This window comes from Negativicoccus succinicivorans (assembly GCF_014207605.1).
GTDB lineage: Bacteria > Bacillota > Negativicutes > Veillonellales > Negativicoccaceae > Negativicoccus > Negativicoccus succinicivorans.
On record NZ_JACHHI010000001.1, the window covers coordinates 313255 to 330081 of the forward strand.

Genomic DNA, 16827 nt, shown 5'->3' on the forward strand with positions numbered 1-16827 from the left:
ATATTTTAATGATTGGTAATCAGCAGAAATCGACTGACTTTTATTTATCTAAAACCGCGAGAACATCGCGTTCTGCAATCAGCAGGAATTTTTCGTTGTTTTCTTCGATGTCCGTACCGGCATATTTGGCAAACAGTACATGGTCGCCCGCTTTCAATTCCATCGGAATCCGCGTACCGTTGTCGGCTACTTTACCCGGTCCTACAGCAAGAACTTCCCCTTTTTGCGATTTTTTTTGCGCTGTATCCGGCAAGAAAATACCGCCTTTGGTTTTTTCTTCTGCTTCTACAACTTTAATCAATACACGATCTGCTAATGGTTTTAACATCTACATTACCTCCTTGAAGGATTATCGGAATTTATTAGCACTCCTATCCATTGAGTGCTAACTACATATATAATAATAAGACACTTGCCTTAAAAAAGCAAGCGTCTTTTTGATTTTTTGTCTTTTTATCTTTTTGGTGATGCTATTTGCTGCACTAAAGCAGCGGCAACATCTTCGATCTTTTTCCCTTTTTGCATGGCAAAATTTCGCAGTTTTTCATAGGCCTGTTCTTCCGTTAAATGGTAACGGCTCATCAGGTATCCTTTCGCACGGTCCATCGTTTTACGGGCCGCCAGCTTTTCTTCCGCACGCGCGCGCGACTGCGACAATTCATTGTGTTCACGATATCGAGCCAGTGCCAGTTGCAAAGTGACTCGTAAATCGATCTCGCGCACCGGCTTGAGTAAGTAGCCGTAGACTCCCGACTCGCCTGCTTTTTGCACCAATTTTTCTTCACTGTAGGCCGTCAGCAAAACAACAGGTCCCAGTCCTTCCGAGCGCAATCGACGGGCGGTTTCAATTCCATCCAAACGCGGCATTTTTAAATCCAAGACAAAAATATCCGGCTGCCATTTTTTGCCAAGCGCGAGTGCCTCTACGCCGTCTTTACCGATACCTACCACATCGTAACCGGATTCTGTCAACATTTCGGCAACATCCATCGCGATCAAGCCTTCATCATCAGCTACGACTACGCGTAAGCGATCCATCATTTTTCCTCCTTGCGCGGAAATTGGCAAATAGCGAGCACACTATTTTTTTCGTTTTGCATGACAAAAGTGCCGCCTAAATGGAATTTCACCAGATTCGCCACAATTTGCAAGCCGAGACGATACCGATCCGGTGAAAAATCAGGCGGCAGCGGCGGACCGAAATTTTGAATGGTCAGTCGTAACCCATCGGTATCACCGTATAAGCGTACATTCACTTGTTGTTGCTTGCTTTCCCCTTTGCCGTGTTCACAAGCATTTTGTACCAGCTCGTGCACCGTCATTCCGATCGTCAGTGCATCTTCGGATGTCACCGTACCCCAGGTGCCGGCAGCCTCCCAAGTAATTTCAACGGCCGGTGCCCATTCCAATCGCAACTGTTGAATCAATCCTTCGATCAATAGGGCAATATCGACTTCATCTTCCACTTGCGCGGCCAACGTGTCGTGAATGGAAGCAATCGCTAAAATACGCCGTTCCGCCTCTTTTAAAGCCGCTTTTGTTTCCTCGCCGCTGCGCCGTTCCTGCATCCGCAAGAGACTGGCAACGGTTTGCAAATTATTCTTAACACGATGATGAATCTCTTGAATAACGACGTCTTTGACAAAAATTTCTTTTTCTTTTTGTCGTAGCATCGTGACGTCGGTTAAGAGCAAAAGCACGCCGGCCACGGTACCTTCCGCAGGAATTGGCAATGCTCTGGCGGCCAATACCGCCTGCGGCAACTCCCATTCCGCCGTTACAATCGCTTTTTCCGTGCGCGCCTGTTCGACCGGCGCCATCACCAGACTGTCGCTCATGCGTAACGCCGTATTTGGCTGCGAAACTTCCCAAAGATGTAATAAACGCTGCCCGATCTCATTCATATAAACAACGCGACCCGCCGGATTATATAAAAGTATGCCATCCTGCGTGGAAACGTTCATTTGCTCCGTCGCGTCCGTCGGATAGGGCAATCCCAGTAAGCGCCAGGCACTATCCAATAAAAGTTGCGGGGTATTATCCGGACTGCCGACGAATGCAATCAACGCCAGCACAAGTCCGGCATTATCCAATACCGGGTATACATCAAACGAAAGACTTACTCCGAGTTCGACTTCCCGTCGACCGCTGATCGGTCGCCCTGTACGCAACACACCGGTCAGAATTTGTTCGTACTTGAGCGGAAACTTCTCACCTACCTGACCGAAATCAATGGCTACACCCACCGCCGGTGCTGCTTTTTCGGTGACAATAACAGCAGTCTTTTCCGCATCCGGCACAAAAAACAAAATATTTTTTTGCGTTAAATCCGCTAAAAATCCCAGCCACGCGGTAAGCTCTGTTAAAATACGCGCGCCGACAGCGGAAACGGATGTTTGCGTAATATACTCCCGCAACGAAAACGACATCACATCGTCCCTCGGAACGGCAATCTGGGGTCTGCATTTAACGTCCAATCCGCAAATTGTCCCGCCTCGTATTGATAAAAAGCACGGGAACCGATCATCACCGCATTATCGGTGCAAAAACGCAAGTCCGGAGTCAGAAGTCGCAACCCCGCGCGTTCGCACGCCGCTGCCAACTCTTGACGCAAGCCGCTGTTGGCTGCCACACCGCCGGCAATGCAGACGATGTCACGATGTTGCTGTTGCGCCGCGCGAATCGTTTTTTCAACCAGCACATTCACCACCGCATGCTGAAATGATGCGGCTACGTCTTCCGGGCGATACGTTTCCCCACGCTGCTCACAATTATGTAAATAATTTAAAACCGCCGATTTTACACCGCTAAAACTGAAATCAAAGTTATCTTCATTACGCAGTGCTTGCGGAAATTCAATCGCATGCGGATTTCCTTCGGCCGCCAAGCGATCGATATGCGGTCCGCCCGGGTACGGATAGCCCATCACGCGAGCGATTTTATCAAAAGCTTCGCCGGCGGCATCATCCTTGGTCTCGCCGAGCAGTTGAAATTCGTTGTACGCCGGCACATCTACCAGCATGGTATGCCCTCCGGAAACAACCAACGTCAAAAACGGCGGCTCTAAGTCCGGATGCGCCACCAGATTAGCATAAATATGCCCCTCCATATGATTTACCGCGAGCAGAGGCTTAGCCGCTGCGAAACTGAGTGCTTTTGCGCAGGCAACACCGACAAGCAATGCACCCACGAGTCCCGGCCCCTGCGTGACTGCAATCGCATCGATATCGGCGAGCGTAAGCCCTGCCGTCGTCAGTGCTTCCGCTACGACCGGCATCACGTCTTCTATGTGGTGACGCGATGCGATTTCGGGAACCACACCGCCGAATCGACGATGGATATCGATTTGCGAGGCGATAATATCCGCCAACACCGTACGACCGTCTTCGATAACTGCCGCCGATGTTTCGTCGCAACTCGTTTCCAATGCCAAAATTTTCACTCTGTTTCCTCCAGTTCCCGCGTCAGTAAATAACCGTCTTCACGGGGGTTACTATATGCATCTTCACGCTTCGTTCGCACGACAAATCCTGCCCGCTGATATAAATCCAGCGCGACGGTATTTGATTCCCTCACTTCTAAATGTAAATACCGTGCTTTACGATCATTCGCTTCTTCAATGGCCCGCGCCAACAATTGCGTACCGATACCCTGTTCCCTTTGGTCGGACACGACCGCAATCCGGATGAGTTGTACTTCATCCGCTACAAACCACAGATTCACGTAACCGATGACTTCCGTCCCGTTGGTAGCAACCAAAAAATTACCGGGGCCCTGCAAGAAATCATGTCGCAACGTCTTTGCCGACCATGGATCGGGAAAGCAATCTTTTTCAATTCGTTCAATAGCCGGCAAATCATCAGTAATCGCGATACGAATATTTATTTTATTTTCCGGCGCTTTTCCCATAGCACTTCCGCCTCACTTTTACGTAAATATTGAGGTACCAGCGTAAATACATCATCACTTCCGCGCTGGGCCCATTCCGCCGACGCACAATCCAAGAGCGCCGCGGCTCGCACTGCCTGTTGGTAGGGCGGCGCCAACCGCAATCCCGCCGCTTTGAGTTCAGCGGCGAAAAGCTCCGCCGCTTCGCCCAGACATATGACATCTTCCGTCTGATCTTTGACTGCGGCAATGACTTCGTTAAGAGGCGCAATGCGACTGTCGATGGCCAATTCCAACCGGCCGTCAGTCCATCTTCCTAAGCTGTAGTAGACATTTCCTTTTTGCGCATCCAATAAAGAAAGCAACGGCCCGGCAGCATTTTTATAATTATACATCAGCGCGTGCATGGTATTCACTCCGACGAGCGGAATCTGCAACGCAAACGCCATTGCTTTCGCCGTCGCCAACCCGATCCGCAGTCCGGTAAATGAGCCCGGTCCGGATGTTACCGCAATACCGGTCAGGTCGACACGATCAAGCCCCGCAAGGCGAAGGACTGCTTCTATATGGGGAACGATTTGTTCGGAATGCGTGCGTTTGCGCCGCACGGAAAGTTCCGCCACTGCTTTTTCCGCCGTCCCCACCGCTACGTTCGAGGTAGCACCCGATGTATCAAGTGCGAGCCACATCTGTCGCCACCTCCTCCAACCATTGTTGCGCTTTCTTATCTTGCGTCCTAACGATAATTTCTCGTGTCATTTCATCTTTCTTATACATTTGAACCTGCACCGCATATTGCGGTAACTCCTCTAAAAATTTATCCGCCCATTCTACCAGCGTCACGCCTTCACGCCCAAATTCTTCAAAACCTATATTGGAAAGTTCCGCCGCACTCTCCAGTCGATATAAATCAAAATGGTGAAACGCAAGCGGCTCTGTATCATACTCATGCAAAATGGTGAACGTGGGACTTGTCACCTCACCCGCAATCCCTAAGCCCTGCGCTACCCCTTTCGCCAATTGTGTTTTCCCGGCGCCCAAGTCGCCTGCCAGTGCCAAATATAATCCGTCATACGCATGCCGAGCAAAAATCGTTCCGAGCTGACGGGTTTCATCCTGTCCCTTAGTAATAAATACTGCTTGCTGTTTCATATGCCTCCAAAATGATTATAGCCGGTGACTTGCAATGCGTGACACGTATCGCCATCGCATATAAATAAGCCGCTTCCTTTTGTAACGCGACCGATCTCATACATTCCTTGCGGTACAGGTGATGTCGCCGGCAGTGTGGCGACGAGTTCAAAGTCTTCGCCACCGTACCAAATCAGGTCTTCCGCACGGAGCGCATGCGAATCCGAACGTTGTGCCAAATCGCTTTGCCAGGTAAGCGCACTTTGTTCGACTTCGAAACGTGCTTCCGACTGTTTTGCCATATCCCCCAAAGCGAACGCGAGTCCGTCACTGATATCGTTCATCGCGGTCGCGCCAAGCTCCCGCAATAATTTTCCTTTGGCCAATTGCGGTCGTGGCGTGTTTTGAAACGCCCGCAACGACGCCTCGGGAGACATCCCGCGCGCAAGCAGATGATATGCCAGCGCCGCGTATCCGGTAGGTCCCGTCAAAACAATTCGATCCCCCGGCTGCGCACCGCTTCGGGTTACAGCCTGACCGCACGGCACATATCCGAGCGCTGTCGCGGTCAGTGTCATGCCATGTCGTGAATGTACGGTGTCTCCGCCCAGGAGTAGCGCATCATACGTGCGCAGGCACTCTCCTAAACCACGATATAACGAAATCATGTCCTCTTTTTGCGTCGTCTGCGGTAGCGCCAAAGCTACAACAATCCCCAAAGGTTGTGCCCCCATCGCCGCAAGATCACTCAAATTGACCGCTGCAAGTTTCCAGCCGAGCTCTTGAAACGTAATCGTCTGCGCCGAAAAATGAACGCCTTCGGTAAGTGTGTCCGTCGTCACTACCAGTTCCGTTTTCGGAGGAATAGCGACAACGGCAGCGTCATCATTCAACGGCACACGAACCGCCGCCCCTTGGGTCGGACATAATGCGGCGATATCCCGAATCAAAGCAAATTCATCACGGATCGCTGTCATCGCATCTCCTCCTTATCTTATGTTATTGTAGCATATTCGCTCCGCCGCTTTACCGGGAACAAAAGAAAAAGCCGCGAATACATTCGCGGCTTTTTAATTATTTGTTTTCGATCAATTGTTCATCCCGTTCCAACGGCTTCGTCAAATCCAAGTGACCCGTGATGGATTCGATCGGCTCGCCTTCCATCGTGAACTGCACACGTTCAATCTCCGGAAAACTTGTCAAGGTATTAACCGTTTCATACACCATCAAAATTTCTCCTAAAGAACCGCCCTGGTTATTTTTGACAGCCTGATTGAGATCTACGGTAGCAAGTTTCTTGTTTTGATTGACCTCGACTTTTTTGACCTTAGCGTCTTTCGGCCAAATCGGATATTCCAGCTTGCGGTCTGCGATCAACATTTCTTCTACCGCCCGGTTCGGCGTGTACTGATCTGACGGCACATTTATCTTTACCGGCACAAGATGCTCTGCATCTTTACTGGGAATATAGGTGACCAGCGTCTTTTCGGTTGTCGCCACCTGCTGCGGTTGACTTGCGCCCATTGTCTTTGTCGATGGTGCCGAAGGCGCGCAGCCGGCGATCATCAAAACCATGCACAGCAGCAATGCGCAGATCGGCCATCTCTTTTCTAAAAAATACAAGCCTTTATTTGTCATCTGGAATGCTCCTCAGCCCGTTTAAAGTATGTTTCTAATCCGTCTACAATGCTCTTCGCCAATGCCTTTTGAACATTCGGTTTTTGTAATTCGGCACGTTCCCGGGGATTTGAAATAAATCCGAGTTCCAACAATGTCGACGGCATGCTGCTGTTGCAAAGTACATAGAAATTCGCTGTGCGTACTCCACGGTCACCGAAATCCACTTCGGCAAGATTTGCTTCATGCAACGATTCCGCCAGCAACTGACCATACAGGGATCCACTGCAATAATAGGCGGTCATGCCGTCAATATCCGGGCGGACAAACGAATCGATATGAATACTGATAAATGCATCCGCCGCATGAGCTTCCGCCACATCCACGCGCGCCTGCAATTCCTCGTCACCGTTAGCATGCGGTCGCGCCACATCGCGATCAGTCTCGCGCGTCAAGTATACTTTTGCGCCCTTTTCTTCCAACATCGGTTTCAAATAAATTGCAATCGGTAAGGTGATGTTCTTTTCATATACATCTCCTTCACCGATAGCACCTACATCCGTGCCCCCGTGCCCGGGATCAATAACAATCGTTTTCCCCTTTAAACCTGCCGTTGTTTTAAACGTGGGCACAGGAACATACTGCGGTATGTCAATCACCACACGATAGGGTTTATTATGTTTTTTATCGCGTTTCAACGGGAATACTTTCACACTGTTTTTCGACAATGCCTGCGGAAATCGAAAATACAAAACGGTATCATCGTTTTCCCTGCTTACATTGAGCTTCGACACCATCGTCGGATTCAATGTGTATTTACCGACAATTTTGTTACCGTCAGTCTTCGCCAGCGTTACTTTCAGATCCTTACCGTCCTTGCTCAATTGGGCATCGATACTGGGCAGACGATCTACATCCATGACTACACGAACAAACGGAACATGGGCATCATTACGGGTGACCCATCGCAATGCTTCCACATGTGCCGCAAACGAAGGGACTGTTTGAGAAAAAAGCAATGTACAGAAAAAACAAAATAAAATCAGTTTTCGCACGGTCCACCTCCTCCAACCGGTTCAATGCCTTTATTATAACATTGAAAACAGCGAATAAGATTAAGCCATTTTAAAAATGGATTTCAATTTTTATGCTTAATCCTTTTTCCGGACATGCGGTGGCAATTTTTCTCCCGCAGCATCCAGCTTGCAACGCAACTGCATGACTTCCATTGCAATATCGGCTGTAGCTTGCCGATCCGTCTGCAAAGAAAGTGTGACCACCTCATTTACGGCGGTTCCCTCAGGCAACCAGTCGCTCGGTAAGCGGATTGTCGTTTCGTCTTCCGCTACCATGTCGGTCCATTTTGCCGTTTGGCGATCAATAACGAGTCGGATCGGCTTCATTGTATTCTCCTTCCACTGTATATGTATTGCCATCGGTACGGACAGTAATGGTTCCATTGCGATCCGTACGATAAATGCGGATCCCTCGTTTTTGCAACCGTTTCAACACCGGTGCATGCGGCACTCCGTAAGGATTTCCGCGGCCGCTGGAAATTGTCGCCACCTGCGGTCGTACCGCAGCTAAAAAGGATTCCGTCGTGCCGGTCTTGCTGCCGTGGTGACCGACTTTTAAAACAGTAGCTGCAAGTTTCTTGCCATGTGCCTGCAAAAGTTCATGTTCCTGTAGCTTTTCTGCATCGCCCGTAAAGAGCATCGTAAATTGATTTGCTACCAATTTCATGACTATCGAGTGGTTATTATAATCCGGCATCCCTTTTTTATACATTACATTTTCCGTCGGCCCGAGTACATCAAAGTACACGCCTGCACCTAAATCAATCTGCATTCCCTGCGTAAGAACATACGGACGCAAACCTTTTTTAGCAAGCGTCTTCAAATACGTGCGGTAAATCGCATTTGTTTTAGTCAGACCGTCATCAAATACATGCTGCACCGGTACGTGTTTCAATACTGCATAGGCGCCGCCTAAATGGTCACCGTCAGGGTGCGTAATGATCAGGTTTTCCACTTCTTTGACACCGTACCGATCCAAATATTGAGTAAGTGCCGAACGATGTTCGACATCTCCCGTATCGATCAACGTCCACTTGCCCTGCCATTCAATCAGAGTGGCATCTCCCTGTCCGATATCCAGACAGCGAATCACCAATTCCTTTGATTCGGTAAGCGATGAAAAAGGATTGGGAAATTTTCTCTGTGCTTGCAAATCGAATGGTGAGCCGCCGGATGGGATCACATGCTGGCAGCCCGTCAATAACATAATAAACGCAGTGACAATCAATATAAATATACTTTTTCTCATTCCATGACCTGTTCCTTATAGATATAAGGTAAAGCATCCGCCACTTCAGTAGCTAAAAAGCCGTAACCGTATTGCCCCGCCAAACGATCAGCGGCAGCGCCGTGCCACCATATGCCGGTCGCCGCCGCATCTGCCGGCGCTAAGCCCTGCGCTAAAAGAGCGGCAATAATTCCTGTCAATGTGTCACCTGTGCCGGCCGTCGCCAATCCGGCATTGCCTGTTGTATTTACCGCTAACCTTGTGCCTTCAAACAATAATGTCGAGGCTCCTTTCAAAACAGCGACCGCTCCCGTAGCGGCGTGCAGTGCTTTCACGTAACCGGGACGATCATTCGCTATTTCCCGGTTCGTCACATGCAACAACCGCGCAGCTTCGCCAAGGTGCGGAGTAATCACACATCGCGCAGGCAATCTATGTCCGGGATGCTGCGCCAGAGCATACAAACCGTCCGCATCACAAACAAACGGACAGGAGATTTTCTCTGTCATAGCAACTCCCCAGTCGGTTGTTTCTTTGGCACGACCGATGCCGCAACCGATAGCGATGGCATCATAACCGGATACGTCGATTTCCGTATCCTTAAGTGCAAAAAAGTCGGTATTGCCGACCGGCTTTACCATTACCTCGGGAATATGGCCAATAATATTTCGTGCCGCGTTTTTCGGCATGAACAATGTGACTTTACCGGCACCGGCTCGCAACGCCGCCTTCGCGCAAAGCAAAGCGGCTCCTTCCATACCGACACAGCCCGCGAAGATGGCAACATGCCCTTGCGTTCCTTTATGACTCAAGGGTGTGCGCCGCGGCCAGGTAATATTTTTCTCCGTAATAAGTACGGTCGATCCGACAAAATCCGCTTTTGTCATGGCTAAGCCAGCCACTTGAAGGTTACCCACATAGGTTCGTGCAGGACACATGCACAGCCCTTGCTTAGCGGCGCCGATCGTTATTGTCAAAGACGCTTTGACGGCGTCACCCATGATATTGCCGGTGTCAGCATTCACTCCTGTCGGCACATCGATCGCCACCACAGGGCAATCCCGCTTCTTTGCCGTTGCATTGATTGCTGCAACGGTTTCCAGCAGATGGGAACGTAACGGTGCAGTTAATCCGATCCCGATCAACGCATCTACGATACCATGCACTTCAGAAATCTCCGGTAATTGTCCGCCGGCAGCGAACGTAACTTGTCCGCCGGCAGCACAAAAACGTTCATAGTTGGTACGCGTGTCCGCAGTCATTTTTTGCGGGTCACCGATATGAATGACGGTTACATATATGCCAGCCGTTGCCGCATAACGGGCCGCCACATAACCATCACCACCGTTATTACCGCTACCGGCAAAAACCACCCAGTGCGCACCGGTATGCGGCGCATATATTTTTTCGATCGTGTCCCAAACGGCTTTACCCGCCTGTTCCATCAAATCAATCAACGGTCGCTGTGCGGACTCGCTCCATGCTTTTTCTAACGCCCGCATTTCTGCCGTATTAACGATTCGCATTCGTCTCTCCCAGTAAAGTAACTCCGGCGATAGCCATTTCTTTTTCATGACTGATGGAAACCGAGGCGCTTATAATGCCAAGGCTTTGCGCTTGCTCCGCGTACACACCGTGCCATTGCAGCATCGGTTGCCCCAGTTCACTCCACGAAATTTCCACGTCCGTAAATTTACCTTTACGGAACCCGGTGGTAAGAGCCTTGACCGCGGCTTCTTTCGCGGCATAAATTCCCGCCAATGACGCCCATTGCATTTGCACACGGCCTTGCGCATGAGCAATTTCGCCGGCCGTAAAAACGCGTTCCAAAAACTGCGGATGCCGCTCACAGGCTTTTTGGATGCGCGAAATTTTCACAATATCGTTACCAAAATAAATTTTCATTACATTCCCATCCTATCGAATGCGTCTATTGCTTGCGCAACTGTTGTCAATATGATAAAATTTTAAGGTATGAAGGCATGGAAATCGAATATACATAAAGGAGGTGACACCATTGCCGCAAATCAAATCCAGCATTAAAAGCATGAAGACCGACGCTGAACGTCGTGCCCAGAACACTGCGACTAAATCTCGTATCCGTACGGCAACCAAACGTACCGTTGATGCGATCGCCGCTGGCGATGCCGAAGCCGCTCAAGCCGCGTTTAACAATGCGTCCAAATTGATCGACAAGGCAGCCTCCAAAGGTGTGATTCATAAAAACAATGCCGCTCGTAAAAAATCGGCGTTGCGCAACAAGCTGCAAGCACAAAACGACGCAGAAGCTAAGTAATAAAGATAAAAAAGCTACTTCGGTAGCTTTTTTATTTTTCTTTTTTACTGCTTTATTCGCCCTGCTCAACCGTCACATCATGGCTCAAAACTTCATAAATCAGCGGCAACTCGATTTTCTCCTGTTGCAATGTAAATGCCTGTTCCACTCGCGTTGCATACTGATCCAGGTCAGTATTTTTAGCGCCGTATAAACATGCCAACGGTGTATTCTTTTCGACATAAGCTCCCGGCTCCGCGCAAAGACGAATCCCCACCTGTGAATTAATGCGATCGCCTTTCGCCCGACGGCAGGCCCCCAGCGACAATGCCACTCCCGCCAAAGCTAACGCGTCGATGGCGGCAAGATAGCCTGCTTGCGGCGCATTTACAGTGAGCGTGTTGACTTTTTTTGTCAAGGGTTCCTGACCGATCCAAGCGGTTTCGCCGCCTTGCGCCGCGATCCATTCCGTAAATTTTTGCAAACCCGCACCGTCAGCTATTGCTTGCCGTGCTTTCGTCAGTCCTTCAGCAAGGGTTCCAACAACACCTGCCGTCAGCAAAAGGGCCGCCGTCAGATGAAGTGACAATGTGACCAAGCGCTGATTACCGCCACCCGAAAGAACCTCGACGGCTTCATCGACTTCGAGCGAATTACCGATAGCGCTCCCAAGAGGCACATTCATGTCTGTGACGAATGCCGTCATCTTCCGACCGGCGGCCTCCCCGATATCTACCATCAGCTGCGCCAATGCTTTGGCCTGCTTGCGATTATGCATGAATGCGGCCGTACCGCATTTAACATCAAGCACGATACCGTCTGCGCCCGCCGCAAGTTTTTTGCTCATAACCGATGATGCGATAAGAGGCATGCTTTCGACCGTTTCCGTCACGTCACGCAGCGCGTAAAAAATCCCATCCGCCGGTGCGAGCTCCGCACTTTGGCCGATAACCGCCAAACCGATCGCATCCACCTGACGGATAAAATCCGCTTCCGTGAGCTGCACTTGAAACCCGGGAATCGACTCCAATTTATCCAGCGTACCGCCGGTAAATCCCAGACCCCGCCCGGACATTTTAGCTAAATGCGCACCGCATGCCGCCGCCAGCGGCGCCACAATCAGCGTAGTGGTATCCGCCACGCCGCCCGTGCTGTGCTTATCCACCAATGAATATCCTAAATTGCGGCCGGCAAACGTCTTACCTGAATGTTCCATTGCCAATGTCAGATCGGTCGTTTCCTTTTTGGTAAGCCCTTGGAAATACACCGCCATTAACCAGGCGGCCATCTGATAATCGGGAACCTCGCCTGCCGTACAGGCTTGTACCCATTTCTTTAATTCGTCCGCGGTAGCCTGCTCTCCCAACCGCGCTTTGCGAATCATTGCCAGTGCATCCATTGATCCTCCTTGTGTAAATAAAAGCGGACTGCTTCGGCAGTCCGCTTTTATTTACGAAAATCACACTACTGACCGGTGCTGCCGATTCCTCCGGTGCGCACACCGGTTGCCTGATCATCCGCCACCAGCAGGTATTGCGAAAAAATTCCCTGCGCCACGCGGTCGCCTTTTTTCACCATGTAGGACTCTTCTCCCGCATTGTAAATGGCAATCATAATATGACCTTCATTTTCTTCATTGTTGTAGTAATCACTGTCAATAATGCCGGCGCCGTTAATCAGCAAAAGCTGATTACGAATCGAAATACCCGAGCGAATAAAAATGGCCAGGTACTCTCCCATTCCCATAAACGCCTTCAATCCGGTCGGCACTAATGTCACCTTACCGGGTAACAGCTCCACATCGGCGGCGCTTTCAATATCATAGCCAGCGCTTTCCGTCGTTTTGCGTTCGGGTAGCGTAATCTCTCGATCGGCATATTCCGTCACTACTTCAAAGCCGCGAATCGGTTGCACTCCGGTTCACTCCTTTGCCTTCGGACCGTTTTCATTTTCATTCAACAGCGCTTTACGCGACAAGTTGATACGGCCCTGCTTATCAATTTCGGTTACTTTAACCATGATTTCATCGCCGATGTTGACGACGTCTTCAACTTTTTCGACACGCTCTTTCGCCAGCTGCGAAATATGAACCAGACCTTCTTTGCCCGGCAATACTTCTACAAACGCGCCAAATTTCATCAAGCGAGTAACCTTACCCAAGTACACTTCACCCGGTTTTACTTCTTTGACGAGTCGTTCGATCATTTCGACCGCTTTTTTACCGCCTTCACCGTCTACCGAAGCGATATAAACGGTACCGTCTTCTTCGATATCAATCTTCACGCCGGTAGCATCAATGATGCCGTTGATCGTTTTGCCGCCCGGTCCGATGACAGTGCGGATCTGATCCACTTTAATCTGCATCGTGATAATGCGCGGCGCATACGGCGAAAGGTCTTTGGCCGGTTCGGTAATGCATTCGGCGATTTTGCCGAGGATGAAATGGCGTCCTTCATGTGCCTGTTGCAGCGCGGAAGCCAAAATTTCACGGGATAAACCGTCGACTTTAATGTCCATCTGGATCGCGGTGACACCCTGTTCGGTACCGGCTACTTTAAAGTCCATATCACCGAGGGCATCTTCCATGCCCTGAATATCCGTTAAAATCGCGTAATCTTCGCCGTCTTTGACAAGACCCATAGCGATGCCTGCGACCGGCGCTTTAATCGGTACACCCGCATTCATCAGCGACATCGTGCTGCCGCAAACGCTTGCCATGGAAGAGGAACCGTTGGATTCCAAAATTTCCGAAACGACACGCAAAGCGTACGGAAATTCCGCTTCTGACGGAATTACCGGTACCAAAGCACGCTCCGCGAGCGCGCCATGACCGATTTCACGACGCCCCGGGCCACGCGTCGGACGTGTTTCACCGACACTGTAAGACGGGAAATTATATTGATGAATATAGCGTTTTTCTGTACGTTCGGAAACGTCATCAATCGTCTGCTTTTCCGAAAGCGGCGCGAGTGTGGTCACCGTGAGCGCTTGGGTTTGACCACGCGTAAACAGTGCCGAACCGTGCGTACGTGCGAGCAAACCGACTTCGCAGGTAATCGGTCGGATCTCGTTCAAGGCGCGTCCGTCCGGACGGATTTTATCGACGGAAATCATGCGTCGTACGATACGCTTGGTCAACGCATCAAGCGCCATACCGACATCCGCCATCTGTTCCGGATAAATATCTTCGAAATGCGCGCGCGCTTCTTCTTTGACTTCGTCCATATGCGCTTCACGCGTTTGTTTATCTTTGTCGAAAATCGCGTTTTTAAGGTTTTCCGCTGCGTAATCTTCCACCGCTTGCGCAATCACTTCATCGACTTTATGCACGTCGTAAACGAGCTTTTCTTTGCCGACTTTAGCGACCATTTCCTGCTGGAAAGCAACCAGTCGACGAATTTCTTCATGGCCGAACATGATCGCGTCCAAGACCGTTTCTTCAGGAATTTCCTGTGCGCCGCCCTCGACCATCAAAATCGCGTCATCCGTACCGGCAACTGTAATCATCAAATCCGATTCTTCGCGTTGCTGCACCGTAGGATTGATGACAAAATTGCCATTGACCCGACCTACCTTAACGCCGGCAATCGGACCTTCAAACGGAATATTCGAGATGGAAAGCGCCGCCGAGGCGCCGAGCATCGCCGCCATTTCCGGTGCATTGTCCTGATCGACGGAAAGCACCGTCGCGACCACGTGCACGTCGTTGCGTACGCCTTTATCAAACAGCGGGCGAATCGGACGATCAATCAAGCGCGCGTTCAAAATCGCGGATTCACCGGGTCGACCTTCGCGTTTTACAAATCCGCCGGGAATTTTCCCTACGGAATACAATTTTTCTTCATAATCTACCGTCAGCGGGAAAAAGTCCGTACCCTCGCGCGGCTTTTTGGCGCCGGTCGCAGTGACCAGCACGGCGGTATCACCGTAGCGCACCATGACGGCACCACTTGCCTGTTTAGCAAACTTGCCGGTTTCGATAACCAGCGGGCGTCCCGCCCATTCTGTTTTGAACACCTCGTTCATGTCATTCCTCCTATTTCCCTTTATAATCCTTAACATTACAATTATGATTTATCATCTGCTATTAGTCAAGTTTTCAGGCACAACGTCCTCATCGTGCATGATTCTGCCTGTAACATAATGGCGATCCACCACAATCGACAACTTATATTCGGGATAACGAGCGTGAATCATCTGCCTTACCTGTCGATAAATGGTCTCGTCATCGTCGCGCGTACCGTCTTCTACTGAAATATCAAAATGAACCGCCCAGATATCGCCCTGTTTTGTCGCAAAAAAGTCATGAACATCCCAACGCGGATTCACCTGCGCGACCAGTCGACGCACATTATTTTCAACCGCCAGTGTCGCCGGATTGGAAATGTTACGCGGATCCACGTGCACGAGTGACTGCGCCTTATACTTATCGCGCAAGCGCCGCTCAATGGAATCCGCCACATGATGCGCTTCCAGTAAATTCATTCGACTGTCGACTTCGATATGAATGCTCAAAAAGCGGAGTCCGGGCCCATAATCATGCACAATTAAATCGTGGGCGCCTTCCACCCCCGGCATATTCGTTACGGCGGCCAATATCTCCTGTTCTTCAGCCAGGCTGATCCCCTTGCCTAAAAGCTTGTCTACGCCCATATAAAGAACTTTCATGCCTGTATATAAAAGCGCAAGCGACACCAATACGCCGGTATATTCATCAATTTGCCAACCGCCAATGTACTGCGCTCCGACGGCCAATAAAACGCCTGCCGTCATTAAGAAATCGCTGGCGGCGTCCGCGGTAAGCGCGGCTAAAATATCCGACCCGTCACGTATTTTTAAGCGGCGAAAAAAAAGAATCAATCCCATTTGTACAGCAAGTGACAACACCAATACCGCAATCAGAACCGGCTCTATGACAAGATACTGCGGATACATAATCCGATGCAATGCTTCCGCACCGACGCCAAATCCGGCCAGTAAAATGATAACGCCGATAACACTTGTCGCCACGTATTCGATGCGGGCCTGTCCGAACGGATGCTCGCGATTGACAGGTTTGCCCATCATATACAGCGACAGCGCAATCATAAAAGAACTGCCGATATCCGTAAGATCATGCAGCCCGTCACCAACGACCGCGACCGATCCGAACCAGTAACCGAGACCCATTTTACCGCCGGAGAGCAATACTTTGATTACGGTATAGACCAGCAATAGAAGGCCGATTTGTTTTCTATGCTGCGTATTTTCCATAACTTCCCCCGGAATAGAAAGACGTCCTACCGAAGTAGAACGTCATGTGTACGTCATTTGTTAAAATTCATCAAAGTCCATTTCGTTCAAAATGTCTTTGAGCTTTAACAACTCTTCTTTTGTCAATGTCAAACCTTTCGTCATGGCGTTATATTCCGGCTCCCAGCTGCGCAAATCAAATTTTGCAGCGCGACCGTTCCAGCTTGTAAAAGTCAGCTGCTTTTTCCAACCGTCACGGTTGGTCGAAAGATCGCCAAGTACTTTTTCAATTTCAAAATTAATTGTGGCCATTTTTTTCACACTCCTATTTTTTCCCAGTATTCTCGCATTAATTACAATCATAGCATATGTAAATGGTG

At 49.9% G+C, this 16827-nt stretch carries 20 protein-coding genes; 1 reads left to right on the plus strand and 19 read right to left on the minus strand.

Annotated elements, in window-relative coordinates; genetic code table 11:
- Positions 1-40 precede the first annotated feature (40 nt).
- From groES to acpS, 14 genes are all read right to left on the minus strand, one after another.
- The gene (gene groES / locus HNR45_RS01640; protein ID WP_024049037.1) at positions 41-328 is read right to left on the minus strand and encodes a co-chaperone GroES; all 288 of its coding nucleotides are present in this window, start codon (positions 326-328) and stop codon (positions 41-43) included.
- 125 nt (positions 329-453) lie between these two features.
- Positions 454-1041, minus strand: a complete 588-nt coding sequence (locus tag HNR45_RS01645) for an ANTAR domain-containing response regulator (RefSeq protein ID WP_024049038.1) — start codon at positions 1039-1041, stop codon at positions 454-456.
- Positions 1038-2429: a sensor histidine kinase gene (locus HNR45_RS01650; protein ID WP_159821803.1), complete on the minus strand. Its 1392-nt coding sequence runs from the start codon at positions 2427-2429 to the stop codon at positions 1038-1040. Before HNR45_RS01650 ends, HNR45_RS01645 begins: the two co-directional genes overlap by 4 nt.
- Positions 2429-3442 carry a tRNA (adenosine(37)-N6)-threonylcarbamoyltransferase complex transferase subunit TsaD gene (gene tsaD / locus HNR45_RS01655; RefSeq protein ID WP_159821801.1) on the minus strand — a complete coding sequence of 338 codons (1014 nt, stop codon included), beginning with the start codon at positions 3440-3442 and terminating at the stop codon, positions 2429-2431. Before tsaD ends, HNR45_RS01650 begins: the two co-directional genes overlap by 1 nt.
- A complete protein-coding gene (gene rimI / locus HNR45_RS01660) occupies positions 3439-3909 on the minus strand; it encodes a ribosomal protein S18-alanine N-acetyltransferase (RefSeq protein ID WP_159821799.1) in 471 nt (156 codons plus the stop codon). The genes tsaD and rimI overlap by 4 nt, the downstream gene beginning before the upstream one ends.
- A complete protein-coding gene (gene tsaB, locus HNR45_RS01665; RefSeq protein ID WP_159821797.1) occupies positions 3882-4577 on the minus strand; it encodes a tRNA (adenosine(37)-N6)-threonylcarbamoyltransferase complex dimerization subunit type 1 TsaB in 696 nt (231 codons plus the stop codon). Before tsaB ends, rimI begins: the two co-directional genes overlap by 28 nt.
- Positions 4561-5040, minus strand: coding sequence for a tRNA (adenosine(37)-N6)-threonylcarbamoyltransferase complex ATPase subunit type 1 TsaE (tsaE, locus tag HNR45_RS01670; protein WP_159821795.1), 480 nt, complete (start codon positions 5038-5040; stop codon positions 4561-4563). The genes tsaB and tsaE overlap by 17 nt, the downstream gene beginning before the upstream one ends.
- On the minus strand, positions 5037-5996 hold the full coding sequence (gene thiL, locus HNR45_RS01675; RefSeq protein WP_159821793.1) for a thiamine-phosphate kinase: 960 nt from the start codon (positions 5994-5996) through the stop codon (positions 5037-5039). The genes tsaE and thiL overlap by 4 nt, the downstream gene beginning before the upstream one ends.
- 97 nt (positions 5997-6093) lie before the next feature.
- Entirely contained in the window at positions 6094-6657 is a 564-nt protein-coding gene (locus tag HNR45_RS01680; protein WP_184327494.1) for a GerMN domain-containing protein, read from the minus strand.
- Entirely contained in the window at positions 6654-7691 is a 1038-nt protein-coding gene (locus HNR45_RS01685) for an N-acetylmuramoyl-L-alanine amidase family protein (RefSeq protein WP_159821789.1), read from the minus strand. Before HNR45_RS01685 ends, HNR45_RS01680 begins: the two co-directional genes overlap by 4 nt.
- Positions 7692-7787: 96 nt before the next feature.
- Positions 7788-8039, minus strand: coding sequence for a hypothetical protein (locus tag HNR45_RS01690; protein ID WP_159821787.1), 252 nt, complete (start codon positions 8037-8039; stop codon positions 7788-7790).
- Entirely contained in the window at positions 8014-8961 is a 948-nt protein-coding gene (locus HNR45_RS01695) for a ComEC/Rec2 family competence protein (protein WP_159821785.1), read from the minus strand. Before HNR45_RS01695 ends, HNR45_RS01690 begins: the two co-directional genes overlap by 26 nt.
- Positions 8958-10466 carry an NAD(P)H-hydrate dehydratase gene (locus tag HNR45_RS01700; RefSeq protein WP_159821783.1) on the minus strand — a complete coding sequence of 503 codons (1509 nt, stop codon included), beginning with the start codon at positions 10464-10466 and terminating at the stop codon, positions 8958-8960. Before HNR45_RS01700 ends, HNR45_RS01695 begins: the two co-directional genes overlap by 4 nt.
- Positions 10453-10845 (minus strand): holo-ACP synthase, encoded by a 393-nt coding sequence (gene acpS / locus HNR45_RS01705; RefSeq protein WP_024049050.1) that lies wholly within the window; start codon positions 10843-10845, stop codon positions 10453-10455. Before acpS ends, HNR45_RS01700 begins: the two co-directional genes overlap by 14 nt.
- Positions 10846-10957: 112 nt before the next feature.
- Between acpS and rpsT the strand changes: the two genes are divergently transcribed.
- Complete coding sequence (gene rpsT / locus HNR45_RS01710; protein WP_024049051.1) at positions 10958-11236, plus strand: 30S ribosomal protein S20; 279 nt, start codon at positions 10958-10960, stop codon at positions 11234-11236.
- A gap of 52 nt (positions 11237-11288) precedes the next feature.
- Here the strand turns inward: rpsT and HNR45_RS01715 are convergent, their stop codons facing one another.
- From HNR45_RS01715 to HNR45_RS01735, 5 genes are all read right to left on the minus strand, one after another.
- The gene (locus HNR45_RS01715; protein WP_159821781.1) at positions 11289-12614 is read right to left on the minus strand and encodes a thymidine phosphorylase; all 1326 of its coding nucleotides are present in this window, start codon (positions 12612-12614) and stop codon (positions 11289-11291) included.
- 65 nt (positions 12615-12679) lie between these two features.
- On the minus strand, positions 12680-13129 hold the full coding sequence (gene dut / locus HNR45_RS01720; protein ID WP_159821779.1) for a dUTP diphosphatase: 450 nt from the start codon (positions 13127-13129) through the stop codon (positions 12680-12682).
- Positions 13130-13135: 6 nt separating this feature from the next.
- Positions 13136-15241, minus strand: coding sequence for a polyribonucleotide nucleotidyltransferase (locus tag HNR45_RS01725; protein WP_159821777.1), 2106 nt, complete (start codon positions 15239-15241; stop codon positions 13136-13138).
- Between the two features lie 51 nt (positions 15242-15292).
- The gene (locus HNR45_RS01730) at positions 15293-16468 is read right to left on the minus strand and encodes a cation diffusion facilitator family transporter (RefSeq protein WP_159821775.1); all 1176 of its coding nucleotides are present in this window, start codon (positions 16466-16468) and stop codon (positions 15293-15295) included.
- Positions 16469-16528: 60 nt separating this feature from the next.
- Complete coding sequence (locus HNR45_RS01735; protein ID WP_024049057.1) at positions 16529-16759, minus strand: YdbC family protein; 231 nt, start codon at positions 16757-16759, stop codon at positions 16529-16531.
- Positions 16760-16827: the final 68 nt, after the last annotated feature.